This is a genomic window from Pseudomonas sp. AC016, assembly GCF_979253365.1.
Genome location: NZ_CEEDCC010000001.1, coordinates 1,791,894 through 1,810,114 on the forward strand (window position 1 = coordinate 1,791,894; position 18,221 = coordinate 1,810,114).

Below are 18,221 nucleotides of genomic sequence, written 5' to 3' on the forward strand. Positions count from 1 at the left end.
TATCGGCAAGCGCATGAACCTGATCCAGCACATTGACGCCCTTCTTCCGCAGACACAGTGCGGCAAGTGCGGGCACCCCGGTTGCAAGCCTTATGCACAGGGTATCGCCAGTGGCGAGGCAATCAATAAATGCCCACCCGGTGGTGATGAGACCATTGCTCAGCTGGCCAGCCTGCTGGCGGTTCCGGCTTTACCGCTGGACACCGAACGCGGATCGGCACCCGCCCAAGTCGCCTTCATCCGCGAAGCCGAATGCATTGGCTGCACGAAATGCATTCAGGCCTGCCCGGTCGATGCCATAGTCGGGGCCGCCAAACTGATGCACACGGTGATTATCGACGAATGCACAGGCTGCGATTTATGCGTGGCGCCCTGCCCTGTGGACTGCATTGACATGCATCCATTGCCTTTGGCGCAGATCATCCCTATGGCTGTCATTCCGATTGTGGGCGACGTGACACTTGATGCGCAGCAGCAACAGGCTCGTTTGCGCAAGCGCGATCACGCCCGTCAGCGATTCGAATCGCGCAATGCAAGGTTGCAGCGCGAGCAGGAGCGACGACATGCAGAGCGGCTCGCGCGCTCGCAAAAGTCTGCGTCTGGATCAGAGGCATCCTCAGCCGCAATGCTGCGGGTGCAGACGGCCAAAACGGGTACGGGCGATGAAGCACTCAAAAAGGCGCGAGCCGCCGTTGCCATGAGCCGTGCTCAATTGAATAAATCCCTCAGGGCGTTTGGTCACCCGCCTATCGCCGAACAAGCCGCACGCCTCGTGGTGCTACAGCACGAATATGAAGCCGCAGAGCGGACACTGGAAAAGCTTTTGTCGACACAGAATGTGGAACCGACCCGCCCGATCGTGAAGCTTGATGCAAGTGCAGTGAAGCGTGCCAAGATCCAACAGGCGATGGCGCACGCAAACCTAAAGAAAGCGCAGGCGGCCCACGCTCTGCCAGAACAACTGGCAAGCCTGGAGCAAGCCTTGACGCTGGCGGCTCAAGCGCTTGCGTCAGCAGAACAGGCACTCGCACGGTCTCAGGACCCATCAACCTGAAATAACAGCCATGCTCAGGTTTGGCAACTTGAGCAATACAGTGGCACATTACTGCCGACACCCGTGCTTACCTCATGACCTGCCCCAAGGAAACGCTTCGCCCATGAATGCCGCAAAACGCCTGGAAATTTTCCGCAGGCTTCACGAGGACAATCCGGACCCCAAAACCGAGCTGGCCTACACCACGCCGTTCGAACTGCTGATATCGGTGATTCTGTCGGCACAGGCAACCGACGTGAGCGTCAACAAGGCGACCGCACGGTTGTACCCCGTCGCCAACACACCCGAGGCAATTCATGCACTCGGTGTCGAGGGACTGTCCGAGTACATCAAGACCATCGGCCTGTATAACAGCAAGGCCAAAAACGTCATCGAAACCTGCCGATTGCTCATGGAACGGCACAACGGTGAAGTCCCCGAGACCCGCGAAGCCCTTGAAGCGCTGCCCGGTGTAGGACGCAAGACCGCGAACGTGGTGCTCAACACCGCATTCCGTCAGGTGGCGATGGCCGTAGACACCCACATCTTTCGGGTCAGCAACCGCACCGGCATCGCGCCCGGCAAGAACGTCGTCGAGGTCGAAAAGCAGCTGATGAAGTTCGTGCCCAGGCATTATCTGCTGGATGCGCACCACTGGCTCATCCTGCACGGCCGTTACGTATGCCAGGCGCGCAAGCCCCGCTGCGGGAGCTGCCGCATTGAAGACCTTTGCGACTACAAATTCAAAACCTCTGACGATTGATCCAGATAGATTCCAGAGAGTGAATCGATTGAAAAAATCTTTTTTACCCGCCACAGCTTTGTCGATATAAGAGGCGCCAATAGAGCCGAAGCCTGGAGTCACTTCATGAGTACTGGCAAAGAGCAATTAGACGTCGAGGATGATTTCGTCCCTGTTGATACGGACGAAGTCGAGCAGGTGGTCGTGGAGCCAGCAAAGACCAATTTGAGCAAACGGCGCACCATCGATAATCTTCTGGAAGAACGTCGCCTGCAAAAACAGTTGGCGGACTACGATTTCGATCTGTAGCGCTCGCAGCGGGCAAGGCAGCCCACCGGGTTAACGTGACGGCGTGAAAGCCCCTCGCGAAGAGAGGCTTTATCTTCGGGAATTCCCGATAGATGTCAACGCTCGATTTCCGCCGGAATTATCGGCTGGATACCCACCCTGCACCACCTCATACCAGCCCATTCCGCTGCGCCAGTTCAATCAGATCGACAAGCGAGTGCGCATTGAGCTTGAGCAGCAGTCGAGTCTTGTAGGTACTCACAGTCTTGTTGCTCAGAAACATGCCATCGGCAATTTCCTTGTTGGTCTTGCCTCTCGCCAGTTGCTGCAGAACCATCATTTCGCGCCCGGACAGGCGATCAACCATTTCCGACTCACTGGCATTACCCATGCTGGATCGAACCGTGTGCAGCGCCTGGTTGGGAAAATAGCTGTAGCCCGACAACACCGCCTTGATGGCACTCAACAACTCGGTCAGATCCTGCTGCTTGCAGACATAGCCGGCGGCACCCGCCTGCATGCAACGCATGGAAAAGTGACCAGGAGCCTGTGACGTCAGGATCAGTACCTTGAATGGCAAGGTCATGGCAGACAGCCGAGCGATGACTTCAAGGCCGTCGAGTTTGGGGATACCTATGTCGAGGATGACAATATCAGGCAGATGCTCACGGGCCAGTTGCAGTGCGTCCACTCCATTGTCTGTCTCCGCAATGACCTCATAGCCATGACGCTCCATCAGCATGCGTACAGCAAGGCGAATGACAGGATGATCATCCACGATCAGCACTTTATTCATGGGCAGTCCAATTTTCGCTATTCGAATTTTCAGAGTCAGCACAATAGCTTAGTCGTTTAGTGCTTTGCATGGCGCTCCCCCCCGAGTACCAACACCCAAAGACCGTTCATACATTTACTGCGGAATATTCCTACAAAACTCGAGACGAACGAGCTCTTTCTTATCTTTTTCACAGAGCCTTCCTTATCGGAATTCGATAACAGTATGACTAGCCGGAGCAGCGGAATAGAGCACCTGCGTACCGGACAGGATGTATAGCGAACCCGACCATTAATCGATTCCTGACTGATTTTAGCGTCACTTCAATTAAAACCAATCCGTACGGGTCGCCGTAAGATTCCCCCGAACAAGCGCAGTGCCATCATCCAGGGGCAGATGCATTTCTCCTTAGATCGTTGTCTTCTGAAAACGCTTGCGTTTGCAACGTGCCGAACCCTTTTACGGCCGTTGATTTCAAGCATGACGATAGCATCTGTTCCCGGCTTCCGAGCCAGAGTGTCTTTCGGTTGAAAGCAGTGAGACTGGATGTAACAAAACACTACTCTTCGAACCCTGCTCCGCCAGGCCTACCCTCATCTCCAGGCCAATGTCCTGACTCTGTTGAAAATCACACAAAAAAATGATCTTTTTGTATATATATATGTTTAGAGAGAGAGCCTACATTAAATCCAGAAACGTCCTACACACTCCTACTACCTCTACCCAGGCCTCCCTGACCCGTCTCCTCTAACGTCACATGCCTTTACCGATAGCCGACAGTAAATCACATAAACAGATGCCATCGCCATTTCTTACAAAAACTTTAGTACTTCTCTTGCCTTTCACATCGAAAATGGCTCATTCGACAGAAAGCTAATACTATATTTTTGCTCAACGCCATAGCAAAAGCATCGAAGAGGAAAAATACTACAAAACTCACAGACGGCATCAGAACGCATGTAAGACACTGACTGAATGCCCAATTGGATTCATGTAAAGCGCCGCTTTTTCACTTGCAAATCTTATTACCAGTCGTTACTTTTTTAAGAGCAAACTCATTAAAAGGATGATGAAGCCCCTGCACTACTACTGCAGACGTCGCACAATCCTTCATTAATGACACTTCACCCTACCTATATAAATTTCGTTTATTGAAAGTTGAAGACAACTGAGCGACATGGATAGGGCCTACCCGCAACATCAGCACCTTGACGATACCCACATGCGTCTTGTAACTCGCTGAGTGCGGTCATGTGTATAACCATGTTCAAAAAGGATGTGCCATGAACAAGAAATTTTCACGCTCCACGTCAAAAGACCCGACCGGTCTCGACTTGATTGCGGCAGTGGAGGCCTTCGTTGCCAACGGCGGTGTGATCGCGATGATACCCGACAACGAAACTGCAGAAACCACGGGCGGCGTGAAGCCTGACAATCCTCCCGTCGTAGAGACTGAAGCAGACGTCATGCCCAAAGTGGAACTGTTGAAAAGTCTGGTCGCCAAAGGCGCTGGTTTTTCTTCTCTTCAGTACTCACTCAGGATGAACAGAAAAGACATACGCAAGTTGGCCATTGATCATGGCGTGAAAATAAACTGCAGCCGCCCCGTCGAACACAGGGAACGTGAAAGGCGACATGAAGCAATCGACATTGACGACGTGGTAGCCGGTCATGTCATGCACTATTACAGCTTGGGCTATACCGTGTCCGAAATTGCGCAGGTTCTTGATTTGAGTCTGTGCCAGGTCTTGAACATCGGTAGAGCCTATCGACTTGAATTGAGGCAGGAGCGAAACCCGGACATTCCCTAGACGCCGCCGGCCACGCGACAGGCCCTGCCCGCTGTGGATTGAGACGCCGTCATTGTCAGGGAATCTATCAACACCCTCTCTCGGGTGATAGTGGACGTGGGCAATAACAATACATAGGTAACGCACCCGACGGGCCGAACCGAGTAGAAAACACTTGAAGTGCATCAATTTGAATGGCGCAAAATCCGATCGCTCATCCCCGAAAAGAAAGTGATTGCCATGATGCAATTATCCATTTGCGTACACCTCTTTTTACAGGAGACTGTCCATGCCCCACCTTGCCCGAATCATGAACCCTATCAGCATCATCGCATTGTTTGCCGGGCTATCGGAAGCATCGGCCACTGCCATACTGCCCTATTTGAATAATGAGGACCGACACGTTTATGTCTGGTTTTTGATTGTCTTTCCGTCGTCATTGGTTGTCATGTTCTTTCTGACCATCAACTTCAACCGCAAGGCGCTTTATCCTCCCTCCCGCTCAGTCAATCCAGACTTCCCCATTGTTGGAGTGCTGTTCTGCAGGCGTTGTAACGAACCTGCCGGCACTTCGTGTACACCGTACGACCCTATTGATGACACTGCTTGACAGACCGCACAGCAAATCGCAGAAAAGGCAAAACGGACAACGGACTTCAGACAGGTTTCGCATTGCTGCCAGGCTTGTTCAAAAAAGTAATATCTCGTCTGCCTGAAAACGGCGCTGTTAACTGAAAGGCTATACGTGACAGTGGACCCCATTCGTCAGGCACTGGAAGCGATTTCAAATTAACACTTATGAGGCATAGACCATGTCGAAATTAAAAGAGTATCGAGACATCGAAAAACAACTCGACCAGCAACTGCAAAAACGTGAGCGCTTCAGAAAAGACGATCGACTGGCAGACGAATTGGCATTGGAAAGAAAGCTTTCCCTATTGCTTAATCGTTACAGCCTGAAGAAAAAGGAGTTGATCAACTTTTTGAGCTCGCCTTATGTGCTTTCGGAAAGCCGCGGGGGTAAACAAAAAGCGTCCAATGGAACCAAAGGTGGGAAATCGCACAAGGCAGGAGAAGCCAGGCATTGAACGCCTGCACCGGCTGAAGGTTTGGTAGACATATCAGAATGCAGCCCTCGAAAGGGCTGCATTCTCAAGCGAGAGACCGCATCAGAACAGCTTGCGGCCCTTGTTTGCGGCGATACGCATCCGCAGGGCGTTGAGCTTGATGAAGCCTGCAGCATCAGCCTGATCGTAGGCACCGGCGTCGTCTTCAAACGTCGCGATATTGGCGTCGAACAGGGAATCGTCGGACTTGCGGCCGGTAACGATCACGTTGCCCTTGTACAGCTTCAGGCGCACGACACCGTTCACGTGAGCCTGGGACGCATCGATCATCTGTTGCAACATCAGACGCTCAGGGCTCCACCAGTAGCCGGTGTAGATCAGGCTGGCGTATTTGGCCATCAGCTCATCCTTGAGGTGAGCGACTTCGCGGTCCAGGGTGATCGACTCGATCGCACGGTGGGCGCGCAGCATGATGGTGCCGCCAGGCGTCTCGTAGCAGCCACGGGACTTCATGCCCACGTAACGGTTTTCCACGATGTCCAGACGACCGATACCGTTTTCGCCGCCGATGCGGTTCAGAGTGGCCAGTACGGTCGCCGGGGTCATTTCAACGCCGTCCAGCGCGACGATGTCGCCGTTGCGGTAGGTCAGTTCCAGATAGGTCGCGACGTTCGGCGCGTCCTCTGGAGACTTGGTCCAGCGCCACATGTCTTCTTCGTGCTCGGTCCAGGTGTCTTCCAGCACGCCGCCTTCATAGGAGATGTGCAGCAGGTTGGCATCCATGGAGTACGGAGACTTCTTCTTGCCGTGACGCTCGATCGGAATGCCATGCTTCTCGGCGTAGTCCATCAGTTTCTCGCGCGACAGCAGATCCCATTCGCGCCATGGAGCGATCACTTTCACGCCTGGCTTGAGTGCGTAGGCACCCAGTTCGAAACGCACCTGGTCGTTGCCTTTGCCGGTTGCGCCGTGGGAAATGGCGTCAGCGCCGGTTTCGTTGGCGATTTCGATCAAACGCTTGGCGATCAGCGGACGGGCGATGGAAGTACCCAGCAGGTACTCACCTTCATAGACAGTGTTGGCACGGAACATCGGGAACACGAAGTCGCGAACGAATTCTTCGCGCAGGTCGTCGATGTAGATTTCCTTGACGCCCATGGCCTGCGCCTTGGCGCGTGCAGGCTCGACTTCCTCGCCCTGACCCAGGTCAGCCGTGAAAGTCACCACTTCGCAGTTGTACGTGTCCTGCAGCCACTTGAGGATTACCGAAGTATCCAGACCACCGGAATACGCGAGAACTACCTTGTTTACGTCCGCCATGCCATCACTCCACCGCGTTGTACGGAAAACCGACGATTCTACCGTTCAAAGCAGGAAATTTACAGGGGCGCGACAGCTTCTGACGACGAGGCGACAGGTTTTGTCAGCCTCGCGACAGAAAGGAGAGGTGTCTCAGGAGGTATGCGCAGCGCTCGCCGAGGCCACTGGAACCGGTCGTTCTTCAGGCGCTACGCGTTCAAGGTGCACGTTCACACGACGGTTGCGGGCGCGGTTGGCGTTGTTGGTGTTGGGCGCGAGTGGATAGCGCTCGCCATGAAAGCGCAGGGTGATCTGTTGCTCTGGAATGCCCTGGGCTTTCAGGTAATCCATGACCGCCAGTGCGCGACGACGTGACAGGTCGCGGTTGGTCAGGCGATTGCCGCTGTTGTCAGAATGCCCGTCCAGTTCGACGTGGTTGACCGTCGGGTCTGCCTTCAGATAGGCGACCATGTTGTCGAGCCGTGCCTTTGCAGCTTTGTCCAGTTCGATACCACCGCCAGGGAAACCGACTTCGGCCTGTTTGACCTGATCGAAATTCATCGGCAGCAGCTTGGCAGTGCAGGCCTGATATTCAGTGAAGGCCTTGCTGAACTTGACCGGCAGCAGACGTACCTCCATCTGTCCGCCGTCACGGGAATAATGACGAATCAGTGGCGTGCGCCCTTCCATCAGGCCGTTAATAAGACGTCCGGCCTGAGCGTGAGAGGTGTTGAACGGTATTTCGCCGTTGCTGACGCGCACCGAGCCCAGGTTGATATCGCCACGGCCTGGCTGCCACGGTGCCGCAGCGGCCAGCAGCGTGGCGGAACCGTTGCCCAGCATGTTGTAGGAAGCCTTGAGCCGGAATGTGGCCTGCTCACCCGCGCGGCGCACGAACTCACCCACACCGAAGTCGGTGATGGGTTGAGTCAGACGGCACTCGAACTGATCGCCTTCGACTTTCCATTCGATGCTTTCCAGACGCGTCTGGAAATTGATAGCCATCGCTGGAAGGCTGGCGAACACGCTGAGCAGGGCTAGATATCGCTGGCGCACGGGAGGCTCCACTTGAAATGATCGCGAAACGAAATACGGTTTCTATGTCGGGCTATCGGTAACTTCCTACAAAACTTGATAGCGAGTGCCTGAGAGAGTCTTTTCCGGTAGCATTCCCTGCGAGTTTGACCCGCCTGGAATCCCCAATGTCTGACCGCCTGACCCTTCTGCGTCCCGACGACTGGCACATCCATCTCCGTGACGGAGCTGTTTTGCCCCATACCGTCGCTGACGTAGCGCGCACCTTTGGCCGCGCAATCATCATGCCCAACCTCGTGCCGCCTGTTCGCAATGCGCAGCAGGCCGATGCCTATCGCCAGCGCATTCTCGCTGCACGCCCGGCCGGCAGCCGCTTCGAGCCGTTGATGGTGCTTTATCTCACCGACCAGACGACGCCCGAAGACATTCGCACGGCCAAGGCCAGCGGTTTCGTCCACGCCGCCAAGCTGTATCCGGCTGGTGCCACGACCAACTCCGATTCGGGCGTGACCAGCATCGACAGGATCTTCCCTGCTCTTGAAGCCATGGCCGAAGTCGGCATGCTGCTGCTGGTGCACGGCGAGGTCACACGTGGCGAGATCGACGTATTCGATCGCGAAAAAGTCTTTATCGACGAGCACCTGCGTCGCGTCGTCGAGCGTTTCCCGACACTGAAAGTGGTGTTCGAACACATAACCACCGGCGAGGCCGTGCAGTTCGTCAACGAAGCATCGGCCAATGTCGCGGCGACCATCACCGCGCATCACCTGCTTTATAACCGCAATCACATGCTGGTCGGTGGTATTCGCCCGCACTTCTATTGCCTGCCGATCCTCAAGCGCAACACTCACCAGACGTCCCTGCTGGATGCTGCCACCAGTGGCAACGGGAAGTTCTTTCTGGGCACCGATTCCGCCCCGCATGCGCAACACGCCAAGGAAGCGGCATGTGGCTGCGCCGGCTGCTACACCGCTTACGCCGCTATAGAAATGTACGCAGAAGCCTTCGAGCAACGTAACGCGCTGGACAAACTGGAGGGCTTCGCCAGCCTTCACGGTCCGGCGTTCTACGGCCTGCCTGCCAACCAGGACACCATCACGCTGGTGCGTGAAGAGTGGACCGCCCCTGCCAGCCTGCCGTTTGGCGAGTTGTCCGTAATACCGCTGCGTGCAGGTGAAAAACTGCACTGGCGCCTGGAGGAAAACGCGTGAGTGAAGATCATTTCGACGACGAACCGGAAGGTCATGGTGGTGGCGGTGTTGGATCGCGTCACCCGATGGCGGCCCGCTTTCGCGGCTACCTGCCGGTCGTCATCGACGTAGAAACCGGCGGCTTCAATTCGGCAACCGATGCGCTGCTGGAAATTGCGGCAGTCACCATCGGCATGGATGAAAGAGGATTCGTGTTCCCGGAGCACACTCATTTCTTCCGCGTAGAGCCCTTCGAAGGCGCCAACATCGAAGCAGCTGCGCTGGAGTTCACCGGGATCAAGCTCGATCACCCGTTGCGCATGGCAGTCAGCGAAGAAACCGCCCTGAACGATATCTTCCGCGGCGTGCGCAAGGCCCTCAAGGCCAACGGCTGCAAGCGCGCGGTGCTGGTCGGCCACAACGCCAGCTTCGATCTGGGCTTCCTCAACGCAGCCGTCGCGCGCCTGGACATGAAACGCAACCCGTTTCACCCGTTCTCAAGCTTCGACACGGCAACGCTCGCAGGCCTGGCCTACGGTCAGACCGTACTGGCCAAAGCCTGTCAGGCTGCCGGTATCGACTTCGACGGCCGCGAAGCCCACTCGGCCCGCTACGACACGGAAAAGACGGCAGAGCTGTTCTGCGGCATCGTCAACCGCTGGAAGGAAATGGGCGGCTGGGAAGACTTCGACGACTGAGTCCCCCCGCCAATGAACAGACCGGCCCAGTGCCGGTTTTTTCATGCCTGTCGTGCAGAAAACCAGGCGATAAGCTTGCGGGATTTACCACTCATCGCCCTACCTGAATCGAACCTAAAACAGTTTTGACAAGCATTCTCATTACCATTAAGCTCCGGATCACCCAGCCATAAACCAGCGATGGTCCATAGCTTATGTATGTTTGTCTCTGCCAAGGTGTTACTGACGGTCAAATCCGGGAAGCAATTCTGGAGGGCTGCTGCAGTTATCGCGAAGTTCGCGAGACGCTGGGTGTTGCAAGTAAATGTGGGAAATGTGCCTGCCTGGCGAAGGAAGTGGTACGTGACACCCTGACCGAGCTTCAAAGCAGCCACGCTGCACTGGCCTATTCGACAGAATTTACCGCGGCCTGATTACCCAATTTCAAAGAACCGGACTTGATGTCCGGTTTTTTTATGCCTGTAATTCAAGCGCTTAGCGTCAAGATGCGGAACTCAAACATTCTTATTCCTATTTAAATTCACTTATTATTCAATAACTTAGGTTTGACAGACATTCGCGTGCGGCTCACACTCGCGGCTTATATACACAAGCCATCGGCAGGACCACGAACATGAAAGGCGACATTACAGTCATCCAGCATCTCAACAAGATCCTCGGAAACGAGCTGGTCGCCATCAACCAGTACTTTCTGCATGCACGCATGTATGAAGACTGGGGTCTGAAAAAGCTCGGTGCGCATGAGTATCACGAGTCCATCGACGCGATGAAGCATGCTGACAAGGTCATCAAGCGCATCCTGTTTCTGGAAGGCCTGCCTAACCTGCAGGACCTGGGCAAGATCCTGATCGGCGAGCACACCAAGGAAATGCTGGAGTGTGACCTCAAGATCGAACAGAAAGGCCTGGCTGATCTGAAAGCCGCCATCGCTCACTTTGAAACCGTTGGCGACTTTGGCAGCCGTGAGCTGCTGGAAGACATCCTCGAGCCCAAGGAAGAGCACATCGACTGGCTGGAAACCCAGCTGGGTCTGATCGACAAAGTAGGTATCGAAAACTACCTGCAATCGCAGATGGGCGACTGATACGTCGATCCGCTGATACGAAAAAAGCCCGCCTCCATTGGAGAGCGGGCTTTTTCTTGTCTGTAGAACGGCTTGATGAACCGGCGCGTAGTGCTACCGATCCATCAAATCACCGTCTTACTCGGCCTTGGCGGCCGATGCTGTCTTGACCAGCTCTTGAAGCGAGCCGTCAGCCATCATCTCGGTGATGATGTCGCTGCCGCCAACCAGTTCACCGGCAACCCACAGCTGTGGGAAGGTCGGCCAGTTGGCGTACTTGGGTAGATTGGCGCGGATTTCGGGGTTCTGCAGGATGTCGACGTAAGCGAATTTTTCGCCGCACGCCATCAACGCCTGGGAAGCCTTGGCCGAAAAGCCACACTGTGGCGCGTTTGGAGCGCCTTTCATGTAAAGCAGAATGGTGTTGTTGGCAATCTGCTCTTTGATCGTTTCGATGATATCCATGAAGCACCTCGGCTGAATTTTTCCCGACTCAGTTGTCGGCACGGTGGCGCATTGTAACGGAATCCCGAGTCAGACGCTCTGTCTTGAACCTCAACAGGCAGCGACTTGTACCGGCACGCCGTTCAAGGCGGCATTGCCCGACAGCACATCCAGCTGACGTTCGTCGGTCAAGTCATTGGCGCTGACACCGGGCTGATTCTGCGCAATCTCCATGCGCACACCGGCACGTGCGTGGCCCCAGCCGTGAGGCAGGCTGACCACGCCAGGCATCATGTCCAGACTGCCCACGACCTCGACCTCGATCATGCCGACCCGCGAGCTGACGCGCACCTGCTGCCCGTCGTTCAGACCTCGACGGCTCAAGTCGTCGGGATGCATCAGTAACTGATGACGCGGCTTGCCCTTCACCAGCCGATGATAATTGTGCATCCAGGAATTGTTGCTGCGCACGTGGCGACGTCCAATCAACAACAGTTGGTCCGGCTGCGGCACGGGTGCGGCTCTGAAGCGGGCCAGGTCGGCCATGATGACGTCGGGCGCTGCCTGAACATGGCCGTTGGCGGTCTTCAGGCGCTCGCTGAGGTTCGGTTGCAGCGCTCCCAGATCAAGACCGTGAGGATGATTGTCCAGCGTCGCCAGCGAAAGCTTGTGAACCGATGCATCGCCATAACGCCCGCTGCGCAGGCCATGATCGATCATCTGCGCGGGCGGCAGGGTCGACTTCAGGTCTTTTTGCGTTTTGGCAGCAAATGCCCTGGCCAGGCCGACGAAGATTTCCCAGTCATGCAGTGCGCCTTCGGGCTTGTCGAAGATCGCTCGATTGAAGCGGGTGACGTTACGCACCGCGAGAGTATTGAAGGTCGTGTCGTAGTGGTCATTCTCCAGGGCGGAAGTAGACGGCAGAATCAGGTCGGCATAGCGAGTGGTTTCATTGATATACAGGTCGATGCTGACCATGAACTCCAGCCCTTCAAGGGCTCTTTCGAGTTGGCGTCCGTTCGGCGTCGACAACACTGGGTTGCCTGCAACCGTCACCAGCGCACGCACCTGCCCCTCCCCTTCATGCAGCATCTCCTCGGCCAGCGCCGAGACCGGCAGCTCGCCGCCGTATTCAGGCAAACCGGACACGCGGCTCTGCCAGCGATTGAAGTGACCGCCAGACGTAGAGCCCACGATGTCCACCGCAGGCTGGGTGCAGAGCACCCCACCGACACGGTCGAGGTTGCCGGTTACCAGGTTGATGAGCTGCACCAGCCAATGGCACAGGGTCCCGAACGCCTGGGTCGAAACACCCATGCGTCCGTAGCAGACAGCTGTCTCGGCGGCGGCGAAATCCCTGGCCAACTGACGGATCTGTTGCGCGTCGATGCCACAGCGCAGACTCATGGCCTCGGCACTGAAATCGGAAATGGCCTCCCGCACCTGATCGAGTCCATCGACAGGCAAATGGCTGCCGCGGGCCAGCCCTTCTTCGAACAGGGTATGAAGCACCCCGAACAGCAACGCAGCGTCGCCACCGGGGCGTACGAACAGGTGCTGATCGGCAATGGCGGCAGTCTCGCTGCGTCGCGGGTCGACGACCACGACCTTTCCGCCGCGCTTCTGTATGGCTTTCAAACGTTTTTCAACATCGGGGACGGTCATGATGCTGCCATTCGAAGCCAACGGATTGCCGCCCAGAATCAGCATGAAATCCGTGTGATCAATGTCCGGAATCGGCAGCAGCATGCCGTGGCCGTACATCAGAAAACTGGTCAGGTGATGAGGCAACTGATCCACAGACGTTGCGGAGAAGCGATTGCGCGTCTTGAGCAGACCGAGAAAGTAATTACTGTGGGTCATCAACCCATAGTTGTGAACGCTGGGGTTGCCCTGATAGACCGCCACGGCGTTCTGGCCATCGCGCTGCTGAATGGCCGCCAGTCGCTCGGCTACCCGCTCGAACGCATCCTGCCAGGCAATCGGCTGCCATTGATCGCCTGAACGCAGCATGGGCTGGCGCAGGCGATCAGGGTCATTCTGGATGTCCTGCAGCGCGACGGCCTTGGGGCAAATATGGCCGCGGCTGAAACTGTCGAGCGGATCCCCCTTGATCGAGGTGATTCTTCGCGTCGCGTCAGGCTCAAGCGTGGTTTCGATGGTCAGGCCGCAAATGGCCTCACACAGATGACAGGCACGGTGGTGTTCGGTCCGGGTCATCGCAGCCTCATAGTGGTGTCGTGGCAATCCGTTCGATTGCGGAACAATCACTATGGTGCGTGTAGACGGCCTTCGCCACTCGGCTTCGCATCATGAATCAGGGGCCATCAGGCCGACGGATGCTTCGTCGGTCAACCGCCGATCGGTGTGACAACCTTGCGCTGCAGCTGGATTTCGGTCACGGTTTCGATCTGTTCCTGGGCCAAGTGCACGCCAGTCAGGTCGCCGATCAGACGCCAGTGCTCATCGAGCCCCGAGCTGATGGTCGCCATGCGATCAATCATGCGGCGTCCGGCGGTGCGCGTGACTTCGTCTTCGCTACGCAGCAATTCAAAGGACATGGAGGTCATGGATGCGGTGAGGTGGGTCAAGGTACGGGCAGTCAGCCCGAGCAATTCCGTTAGTTGACGCTCTTTAGAGTCCATTCCCGATCTCCCAATCAATGATGATACCAACGAGGCTTTATAACCTAAGGCCGTTGTTTAGGAAACGGTCATTATTCAAGGCGCGTGAAGCACGTCGCATTCGCTGCCGGACTGTTGCAGGATTGGTACTAATTGCCAATCCCGCTTTGGGCAGTGTACAAATGCTGCCTTTGGAAAGCGAAGAGATGGCTAAAGGCCTGCTCCAGAGTAGTCCGTTTTCAGCGCGATGCAGGATTTAATATAAAGCCTGAAGCACGGCACCCCGATTCACACAGCTATCCAAAATAAAGCATGCTATTGGTAAGACGCGACATTTTTTTATACTATCGCGCCTCTCTTATTCGTCGCCTCGCGCGGCTTTCGCCGCAGTGTTCGCCCGTTTTCTCGATAAAACCCGGCTTTGAAACACTGCGGTCTGTTGCAAAAAAGGTAGTTAATCATGAACGCCAGGCACTTTCTCTCGATGATGGATTACACCCCAGACGAACTGCTGGGCTTGATCCGTCGTGGCGTAGAGCTCAAAGACCTGCGAAATCGCGGCGTGCTTTTTGAACCCCTGAAGAACCGGGTACTGGGGATGATTTTTGAAAAATCCTCGACACGTACCCGTCTTTCCTTTGAAGCCGGCATGATCCAGTTGGGCGGCCAGGCCATCTTTTTGTCGCATCGCGACACGCAACTGGGCCGTGGTGAGCCGATTGCCGACAGCGCCAAGGTCATGTCCCGCATGCTCGACGCGGTCATGATCCGTACCTATGCCCACAGCAATCTGGTCGAGTTCGCGGCCAATTCCCGTGTGCCGGTGATCAACGGTCTGTCGGATGACCTGCACCCGTGCCAGCTGCTGGCCGACATGCAGACCTTTCTCGAGCATCGTGGCTCGATCAAGGGCAAGACCGTGGCGTGGATCGGTGACGGCAACAACATGTGCAACAGCTATATAGAAGCGGCGATCCGGTTCGACTTCCATTTGCGCGTTGCCTGCCCGCTGGGTTACGAGCCCAATCCCGAATTCATGGCCCTGGCCGGGGATCGCGTGACGATTGTTCGTGACCCGAAGGCAGCGGTCGAAGGCGCGCATCTGGTGAGCACCGATGTCTGGACCTCGATGGGCCAGGAAGAGGAAACCGCCAAGCGCATGGCCCTGTTTGCACCGTTCCAGGTGACGCGCGCGCTGCTCGACCTCGCTGATAAAGACGTGCTGTTCATGCATTGCCTGCCAGCCCATCGGGGTGAGGAAATCAGCGTCGATCTGCTGGACGATCAGCGCTCTGTGGCGTGGGATCAGGCGGAAAACCGTCTGCATGCGCAGAAGGCGCTGCTGGAATTTCTCGTCGCGCCATCCTGTCAGCCAGCATGACTCAGGCCTTGCTGCTGAACCTGCGCAATCTGGCGTGCGGCTATGACAACCAGCGTGTGGTGCAGGATCTGAATCTGCACCTCAACGCCGGTGAAATCGGCTGCCTGCTGGGCTCTTCAGGCTGCGGCAAGACCACGACATTGCGCGCCATTGCCGGTTTCGAACCGATCCATGCGGGCGAAATCACGCTGGCGGGCGAAGTGATCTCCCGTCCAGGCTGGACGCGGGCACCGGAAAAGCGTCGTATCGGCATGGTGTTTCAGGACTACGCCCTGTTCCCGCACCTGAGTGTCGCTGAAAATATCGCCTTCGGCATCCGCAAGCACCCGCGCCGTGAACAGGTGACGACTGAGCTCCTGGAACTGGTCAATCTCGCCGGACTGGGCAGACGCTATCCGCACGAACTGTCTGGCGGGCAACAGCAGCGCGTAGCGCTCGCCAGGGCGCTGGCACCGGAGCCGCAGTTGTTGCTGCTCGATGAGCCGTTTTCCAATCTGGACGGCGAGTTGCGCAGGCGCTTGAGTCACGAGGTACGCGACATCCTCAAGGCTCGTGGCACCAGCGCAATCCTGGTGACCCACGATCAGGAAGAAGCGTTCGCGGTCAGCGATCACGTCGGCGTGTTCAAGGAAGGCCGACTGGAGCAGTGGGACACGCCCTACAACCTGTACCACGAGCCGCAGACGCCTTTTGTCGCCAGCTTCATCGGTCAGGGGTATTTCATTCGCGGTCAGATGATCGACCACGAATCGGTACAGACCGAACTGGGCGTTCTGCGCGGCAACCGGGCATATCCGGGTGTCAGTGGCAGCGCGGTAGACGTGCTGTTGCGCCCGGACGACATTGTTCATGCACCGCAAAGCGCGCTGAAGGCGCGGGTCATCGGTCGAACCTTTCAAGGCGCATCAACCCTGTATCGCCTGCAATTGCCGACCGGCAGCCAGCTCGAAGCCATATTCCCCAGCCACGCCGATCACCTGACCGGCGAGCAGGTCGGCATTCAGGTCGCCGCCGATCATCTGGTGCTGTTTGCAGCGCCCGGCAGTGTCGCCGCACATGCGGTCAATGGCTGAGTCGTCGACTCACTCACGACCGATGGCGGCGAAGGTCGCGCTGGTGTGAGCCGCCAGCACCTGCGCTGACAGCTCCACTTCCAGCCCTCTCCTGCCCGCACTGACAAAAATGGTCTCGAATGGCCTGGCCGTTTCGTCGATGAACGTGCGCAGGCGCTTTTTCTGACCCAGCGGACTGATACCGCCCAACAGATAACCGGTCGAGCGTTGCGCTGCGGCCGGGTCGGCCATTTCAGTCTTCTTGGCGCCAGCGGCGTGAGCCAGCGCCTTCAGATCCAGGGTTCCGACGACCGGCACCACCGCGACCAGCAGCTCGCCCTTTTCGGTACTGGCCAGCAGCGTCTTGAATACGCGGGCCGGTTCCAGACCCAGCTTCTCTGCCGCCTCCAGACCATACGATGCCGCCTTGGGATCGTGTTCATAACTGTGGACGCGGTGTTCGGCCCGAACTTTTTTCAATAAATCCAACGCGGGGGTCATTCATCACTCCGGACAGATCAAGGTGGGCGCTACTTTAAGCCAAATTATCGGGAAGCGCCTTGATCCATAAAGGCTGCAACCTTGATGGCTATTTAAAACCATCAAGACTTTTCCTACAAAACATGCAGAAACAAACTAAGACCTGACCGTGATATTTTTCAGTGACCGTTCAGTTCCGACCTTTGACAGGGTTCTTTATTGTCTATATTTTTTCGTTTACGAATATTAACGAACGCTGTTTTTCGGTATAACTCGCATCAGTGACCAGTATTCTGACGAATCCTGACACGCCGCAATAACGAGCATCCGTGTCTGCATACGGTGCCGCGACAAAAACAAAAATGAGGTATTCATGACCATTGCAACCCGACAACCGACGCTTTCCGCACAATGTACTGCTGAATTCCTGGGCACAGCCCTGATGATTTTTTTCGGGACCGGATGCGTTGCAGCGCTCAAGGTCGCGGGTGCTTCTTTCGGACTTTGGGAAATCTGCATCATCTGGGGGATGGCCGTCAGCATGGGCATCTACCTCAGCGCAGGTATTTCCGGCGCACACCTCAACCCGGCGGTCAGCATCGCGCTGAGTCTGTTTGCCGGTTTCGAAAAACGAAAACTGCCTTTTTACATCGCTTCCCAGATCGCCGGTGCGTTCTGCGGCGCAGGCCTTGTGTACCTTCTGTACGTCAGCCTCTTTTTCGACTTCGAACATGCGCACCACATCATTCGTGGTACCGAGCAGAGTCTTGAACTGGCATCGGTGTTCTCCACCTATCCCAACCCTGCCATTTCCGTTGGCCAGGCCTTTCTGGTCGAGATGGTCATCACCACCATCCTGATGGGCGTGATCATGGCGCTGGGCGACGATAATAACGGTCTGCCACGCGGCGCACTGGCTCCTCTGCTGATCGGTCTGCTGGTAGCCGTGATCGGCAGCGCCATGGGTCCGCTGACCGGGTTTGCGATGAATCCTGCTCGCGACTTCGGCCCGAAAATGATGACGTTCATTGCTGGCTGGGGTGAGATAGCATTCACCGGCGGTCGTGACATACCTTATTTCCTGGTTCCGATTTTTGCGCCCATTCTGGGTGCCTGCCTCGGCGCCGCCGGCTACCGCATGTTGATTGCGCGCCATCTGCCCGGCGCCGATCCTGTTGCAAACGAAAAAGACCTCAAAAAAGACACCAGCGCGGTTCGCGGCAAGGCTCAAGCGTCATCTTGAATTCCACCCCAATAACG

General features: G+C 56.3%; 20 protein-coding genes. 13 read left to right on the forward strand and 7 right to left on the reverse strand.

Annotated features, from left to right (window positions below; translation table 11 throughout):
• Positions 1–13: 13 nt before the first annotated feature.
• The 3 genes from rsxB (at position 14) to AC0IXS_RS07935 (ending at position 2,084) form a co-directional block, all read left to right on the forward strand.
• Positions 14–1,054, forward strand: a complete 1,041-nt coding sequence (gene rsxB / locus AC0IXS_RS07925) for an electron transport complex subunit RsxB (protein ID WP_122668383.1) — start codon at positions 14–16, stop codon at positions 1,052–1,054.
• A gap of 103 nt (positions 1,055–1,157) precedes the next feature.
• Positions 1,158–1,796 carry an endonuclease III gene (nth, locus tag AC0IXS_RS07930; RefSeq protein WP_025996581.1) on the forward strand — a complete coding sequence of 213 codons (639 nt, stop codon included), beginning with the start codon at positions 1,158–1,160 and terminating at the stop codon, positions 1,794–1,796.
• Positions 1,797–1,901: 105 nt separating this feature from the next.
• Positions 1,902–2,084: a PA3496 family putative envelope integrity protein gene (locus tag AC0IXS_RS07935; RefSeq protein ID WP_057409516.1), complete on the forward strand. Its 183-nt coding sequence runs from the start codon at positions 1,902–1,904 to the stop codon at positions 2,082–2,084.
• Between the two features lie 148 nt (positions 2,085–2,232).
• Here the strand turns inward: AC0IXS_RS07935 and AC0IXS_RS07940 are convergent, their stop codons facing one another.
• Positions 2,233–2,859 (reverse strand): response regulator transcription factor, encoded by a 627-nt coding sequence (locus AC0IXS_RS07940; RefSeq protein WP_004881876.1) that lies wholly within the window; start codon positions 2,857–2,859, stop codon positions 2,233–2,235.
• A 1,262-nt stretch (positions 2,860–4,121) separates the two neighbouring features.
• On the opposite strand from AC0IXS_RS07940, the gene AC0IXS_RS07945 reads away from it, so the two are divergent.
• The 3 genes from AC0IXS_RS07945 to AC0IXS_RS07955 all read left to right on the forward strand — a co-directional run bounded on the left by AC0IXS_RS07945 (position 4,122) and on the right by AC0IXS_RS07955 (position 5,716).
• Positions 4,122–4,649 (forward strand): hypothetical protein, encoded by a 528-nt coding sequence (locus tag AC0IXS_RS07945; RefSeq protein ID WP_122668384.1) that lies wholly within the window; start codon positions 4,122–4,124, stop codon positions 4,647–4,649.
• A 268-nt stretch (positions 4,650–4,917) separates the two neighbouring features.
• The gene (locus AC0IXS_RS07950) at positions 4,918–5,238 is read left to right on the forward strand and encodes a hypothetical protein (RefSeq protein ID WP_122668385.1); all 321 of its coding nucleotides are present in this window, start codon (positions 4,918–4,920) and stop codon (positions 5,236–5,238) included.
• A 202-nt stretch (positions 5,239–5,440) separates the two neighbouring features.
• Positions 5,441–5,716: a hypothetical protein gene (locus AC0IXS_RS07955; RefSeq protein ID WP_122668386.1), complete on the forward strand. Its 276-nt coding sequence runs from the start codon at positions 5,441–5,443 to the stop codon at positions 5,714–5,716.
• Positions 5,717–5,797: 81 nt separating this feature from the next.
• On the opposite strand, the gene AC0IXS_RS07960 is transcribed toward AC0IXS_RS07955, so the two are convergent.
• Positions 5,798–7,015 carry an argininosuccinate synthase gene (locus AC0IXS_RS07960; protein WP_004881872.1) on the reverse strand — a complete coding sequence of 406 codons (1,218 nt, stop codon included), beginning with the start codon at positions 7,013–7,015 and terminating at the stop codon, positions 5,798–5,800.
• 132 nt (positions 7,016–7,147) lie between these two features.
• Positions 7,148–8,050 carry an OmpA family protein gene (locus tag AC0IXS_RS07965; RefSeq protein WP_122668387.1) on the reverse strand — a complete coding sequence of 301 codons (903 nt, stop codon included), beginning with the start codon at positions 8,048–8,050 and terminating at the stop codon, positions 7,148–7,150.
• Between the two features lie 146 nt (positions 8,051–8,196).
• Here AC0IXS_RS07965 and pyrC point away from each other — a divergent pair, with 146 nt between their 5' ends.
• The 4 genes from pyrC (at position 8,197) to bfr (ending at position 11,001) form a co-directional block, all read left to right on the forward strand.
• Positions 8,197–9,240 (forward strand): dihydroorotase, encoded by a 1,044-nt coding sequence (gene pyrC / locus AC0IXS_RS07970; RefSeq protein WP_025993858.1) that lies wholly within the window; start codon positions 8,197–8,199, stop codon positions 9,238–9,240.
• Entirely contained in the window at positions 9,237–9,917 is a 681-nt protein-coding gene (gene rnt / locus AC0IXS_RS07975; protein ID WP_004881869.1) for a ribonuclease T, read from the forward strand. The genes pyrC and rnt overlap by 4 nt, the downstream gene beginning before the upstream one ends.
• Before the next feature lie 194 nt (positions 9,918–10,111).
• Positions 10,112–10,330 carry a bacterioferritin-associated ferredoxin gene (locus AC0IXS_RS07980; protein ID WP_122668389.1) on the forward strand — a complete coding sequence of 73 codons (219 nt, stop codon included), beginning with the start codon at positions 10,112–10,114 and terminating at the stop codon, positions 10,328–10,330.
• Positions 10,331–10,530: 200 nt separating this feature from the next.
• The gene (gene bfr / locus AC0IXS_RS07985) at positions 10,531–11,001 is read left to right on the forward strand and encodes a bacterioferritin (protein WP_004881867.1); all 471 of its coding nucleotides are present in this window, start codon (positions 10,531–10,533) and stop codon (positions 10,999–11,001) included.
• Between the two features lie 117 nt (positions 11,002–11,118).
• Here bfr and grxD read toward each other — a convergent pair whose 3' ends face one another.
• From grxD to AC0IXS_RS08000, 3 genes are all read right to left on the reverse strand, one after another.
• Positions 11,119–11,445, reverse strand: coding sequence for a Grx4 family monothiol glutaredoxin (gene grxD / locus AC0IXS_RS07990; RefSeq protein WP_004881866.1), 327 nt, complete (start codon positions 11,443–11,445; stop codon positions 11,119–11,121).
• Between the two features lie 90 nt (positions 11,446–11,535).
• Positions 11,536–13,644, reverse strand: coding sequence for a molybdopterin oxidoreductase family protein (locus AC0IXS_RS07995; RefSeq protein WP_122668390.1), 2,109 nt, complete (start codon positions 13,642–13,644; stop codon positions 11,536–11,538).
• 131 nt (positions 13,645–13,775) lie between these two features.
• Positions 13,776–14,069 carry a hypothetical protein gene (locus AC0IXS_RS08000; protein WP_025993861.1) on the reverse strand — a complete coding sequence of 98 codons (294 nt, stop codon included), beginning with the start codon at positions 14,067–14,069 and terminating at the stop codon, positions 13,776–13,778.
• Positions 14,070–14,508: 439 nt separating this feature from the next.
• On the opposite strand from AC0IXS_RS08000, the gene argF reads away from it, so the two are divergent.
• Together argF and AC0IXS_RS08010 are read left to right on the forward strand one after the other, a co-directional pair.
• Entirely contained in the window at positions 14,509–15,429 is a 921-nt protein-coding gene (gene argF, locus AC0IXS_RS08005) for an ornithine carbamoyltransferase (RefSeq protein ID WP_025993862.1), read from the forward strand.
• On the forward strand, positions 15,426–16,502 hold the full coding sequence (locus tag AC0IXS_RS08010) for an ABC transporter ATP-binding protein (protein ID WP_471824309.1): 1,077 nt from the start codon (positions 15,426–15,428) through the stop codon (positions 16,500–16,502). Before argF ends, AC0IXS_RS08010 begins: the two co-directional genes overlap by 4 nt.
• Before the next feature lie 9 nt (positions 16,503–16,511).
• Here the strand turns inward: AC0IXS_RS08010 and ybaK are convergent, their stop codons facing one another.
• A complete protein-coding gene (ybaK, locus tag AC0IXS_RS08015) occupies positions 16,512–16,982 on the reverse strand; it encodes a Cys-tRNA(Pro) deacylase (protein ID WP_057409521.1) in 471 nt (156 codons plus the stop codon).
• 352 nt (positions 16,983–17,334) lie between these two features.
• Here ybaK and AC0IXS_RS08020 point away from each other — a divergent pair, with 352 nt between their 5' ends.
• Complete coding sequence (locus tag AC0IXS_RS08020) at positions 17,335–18,204, forward strand: MIP/aquaporin family protein (RefSeq protein ID WP_058431772.1); 870 nt, start codon at positions 17,335–17,337, stop codon at positions 18,202–18,204.
• The last annotated feature ends 17 nt before the right edge of the window (positions 18,205–18,221 follow it).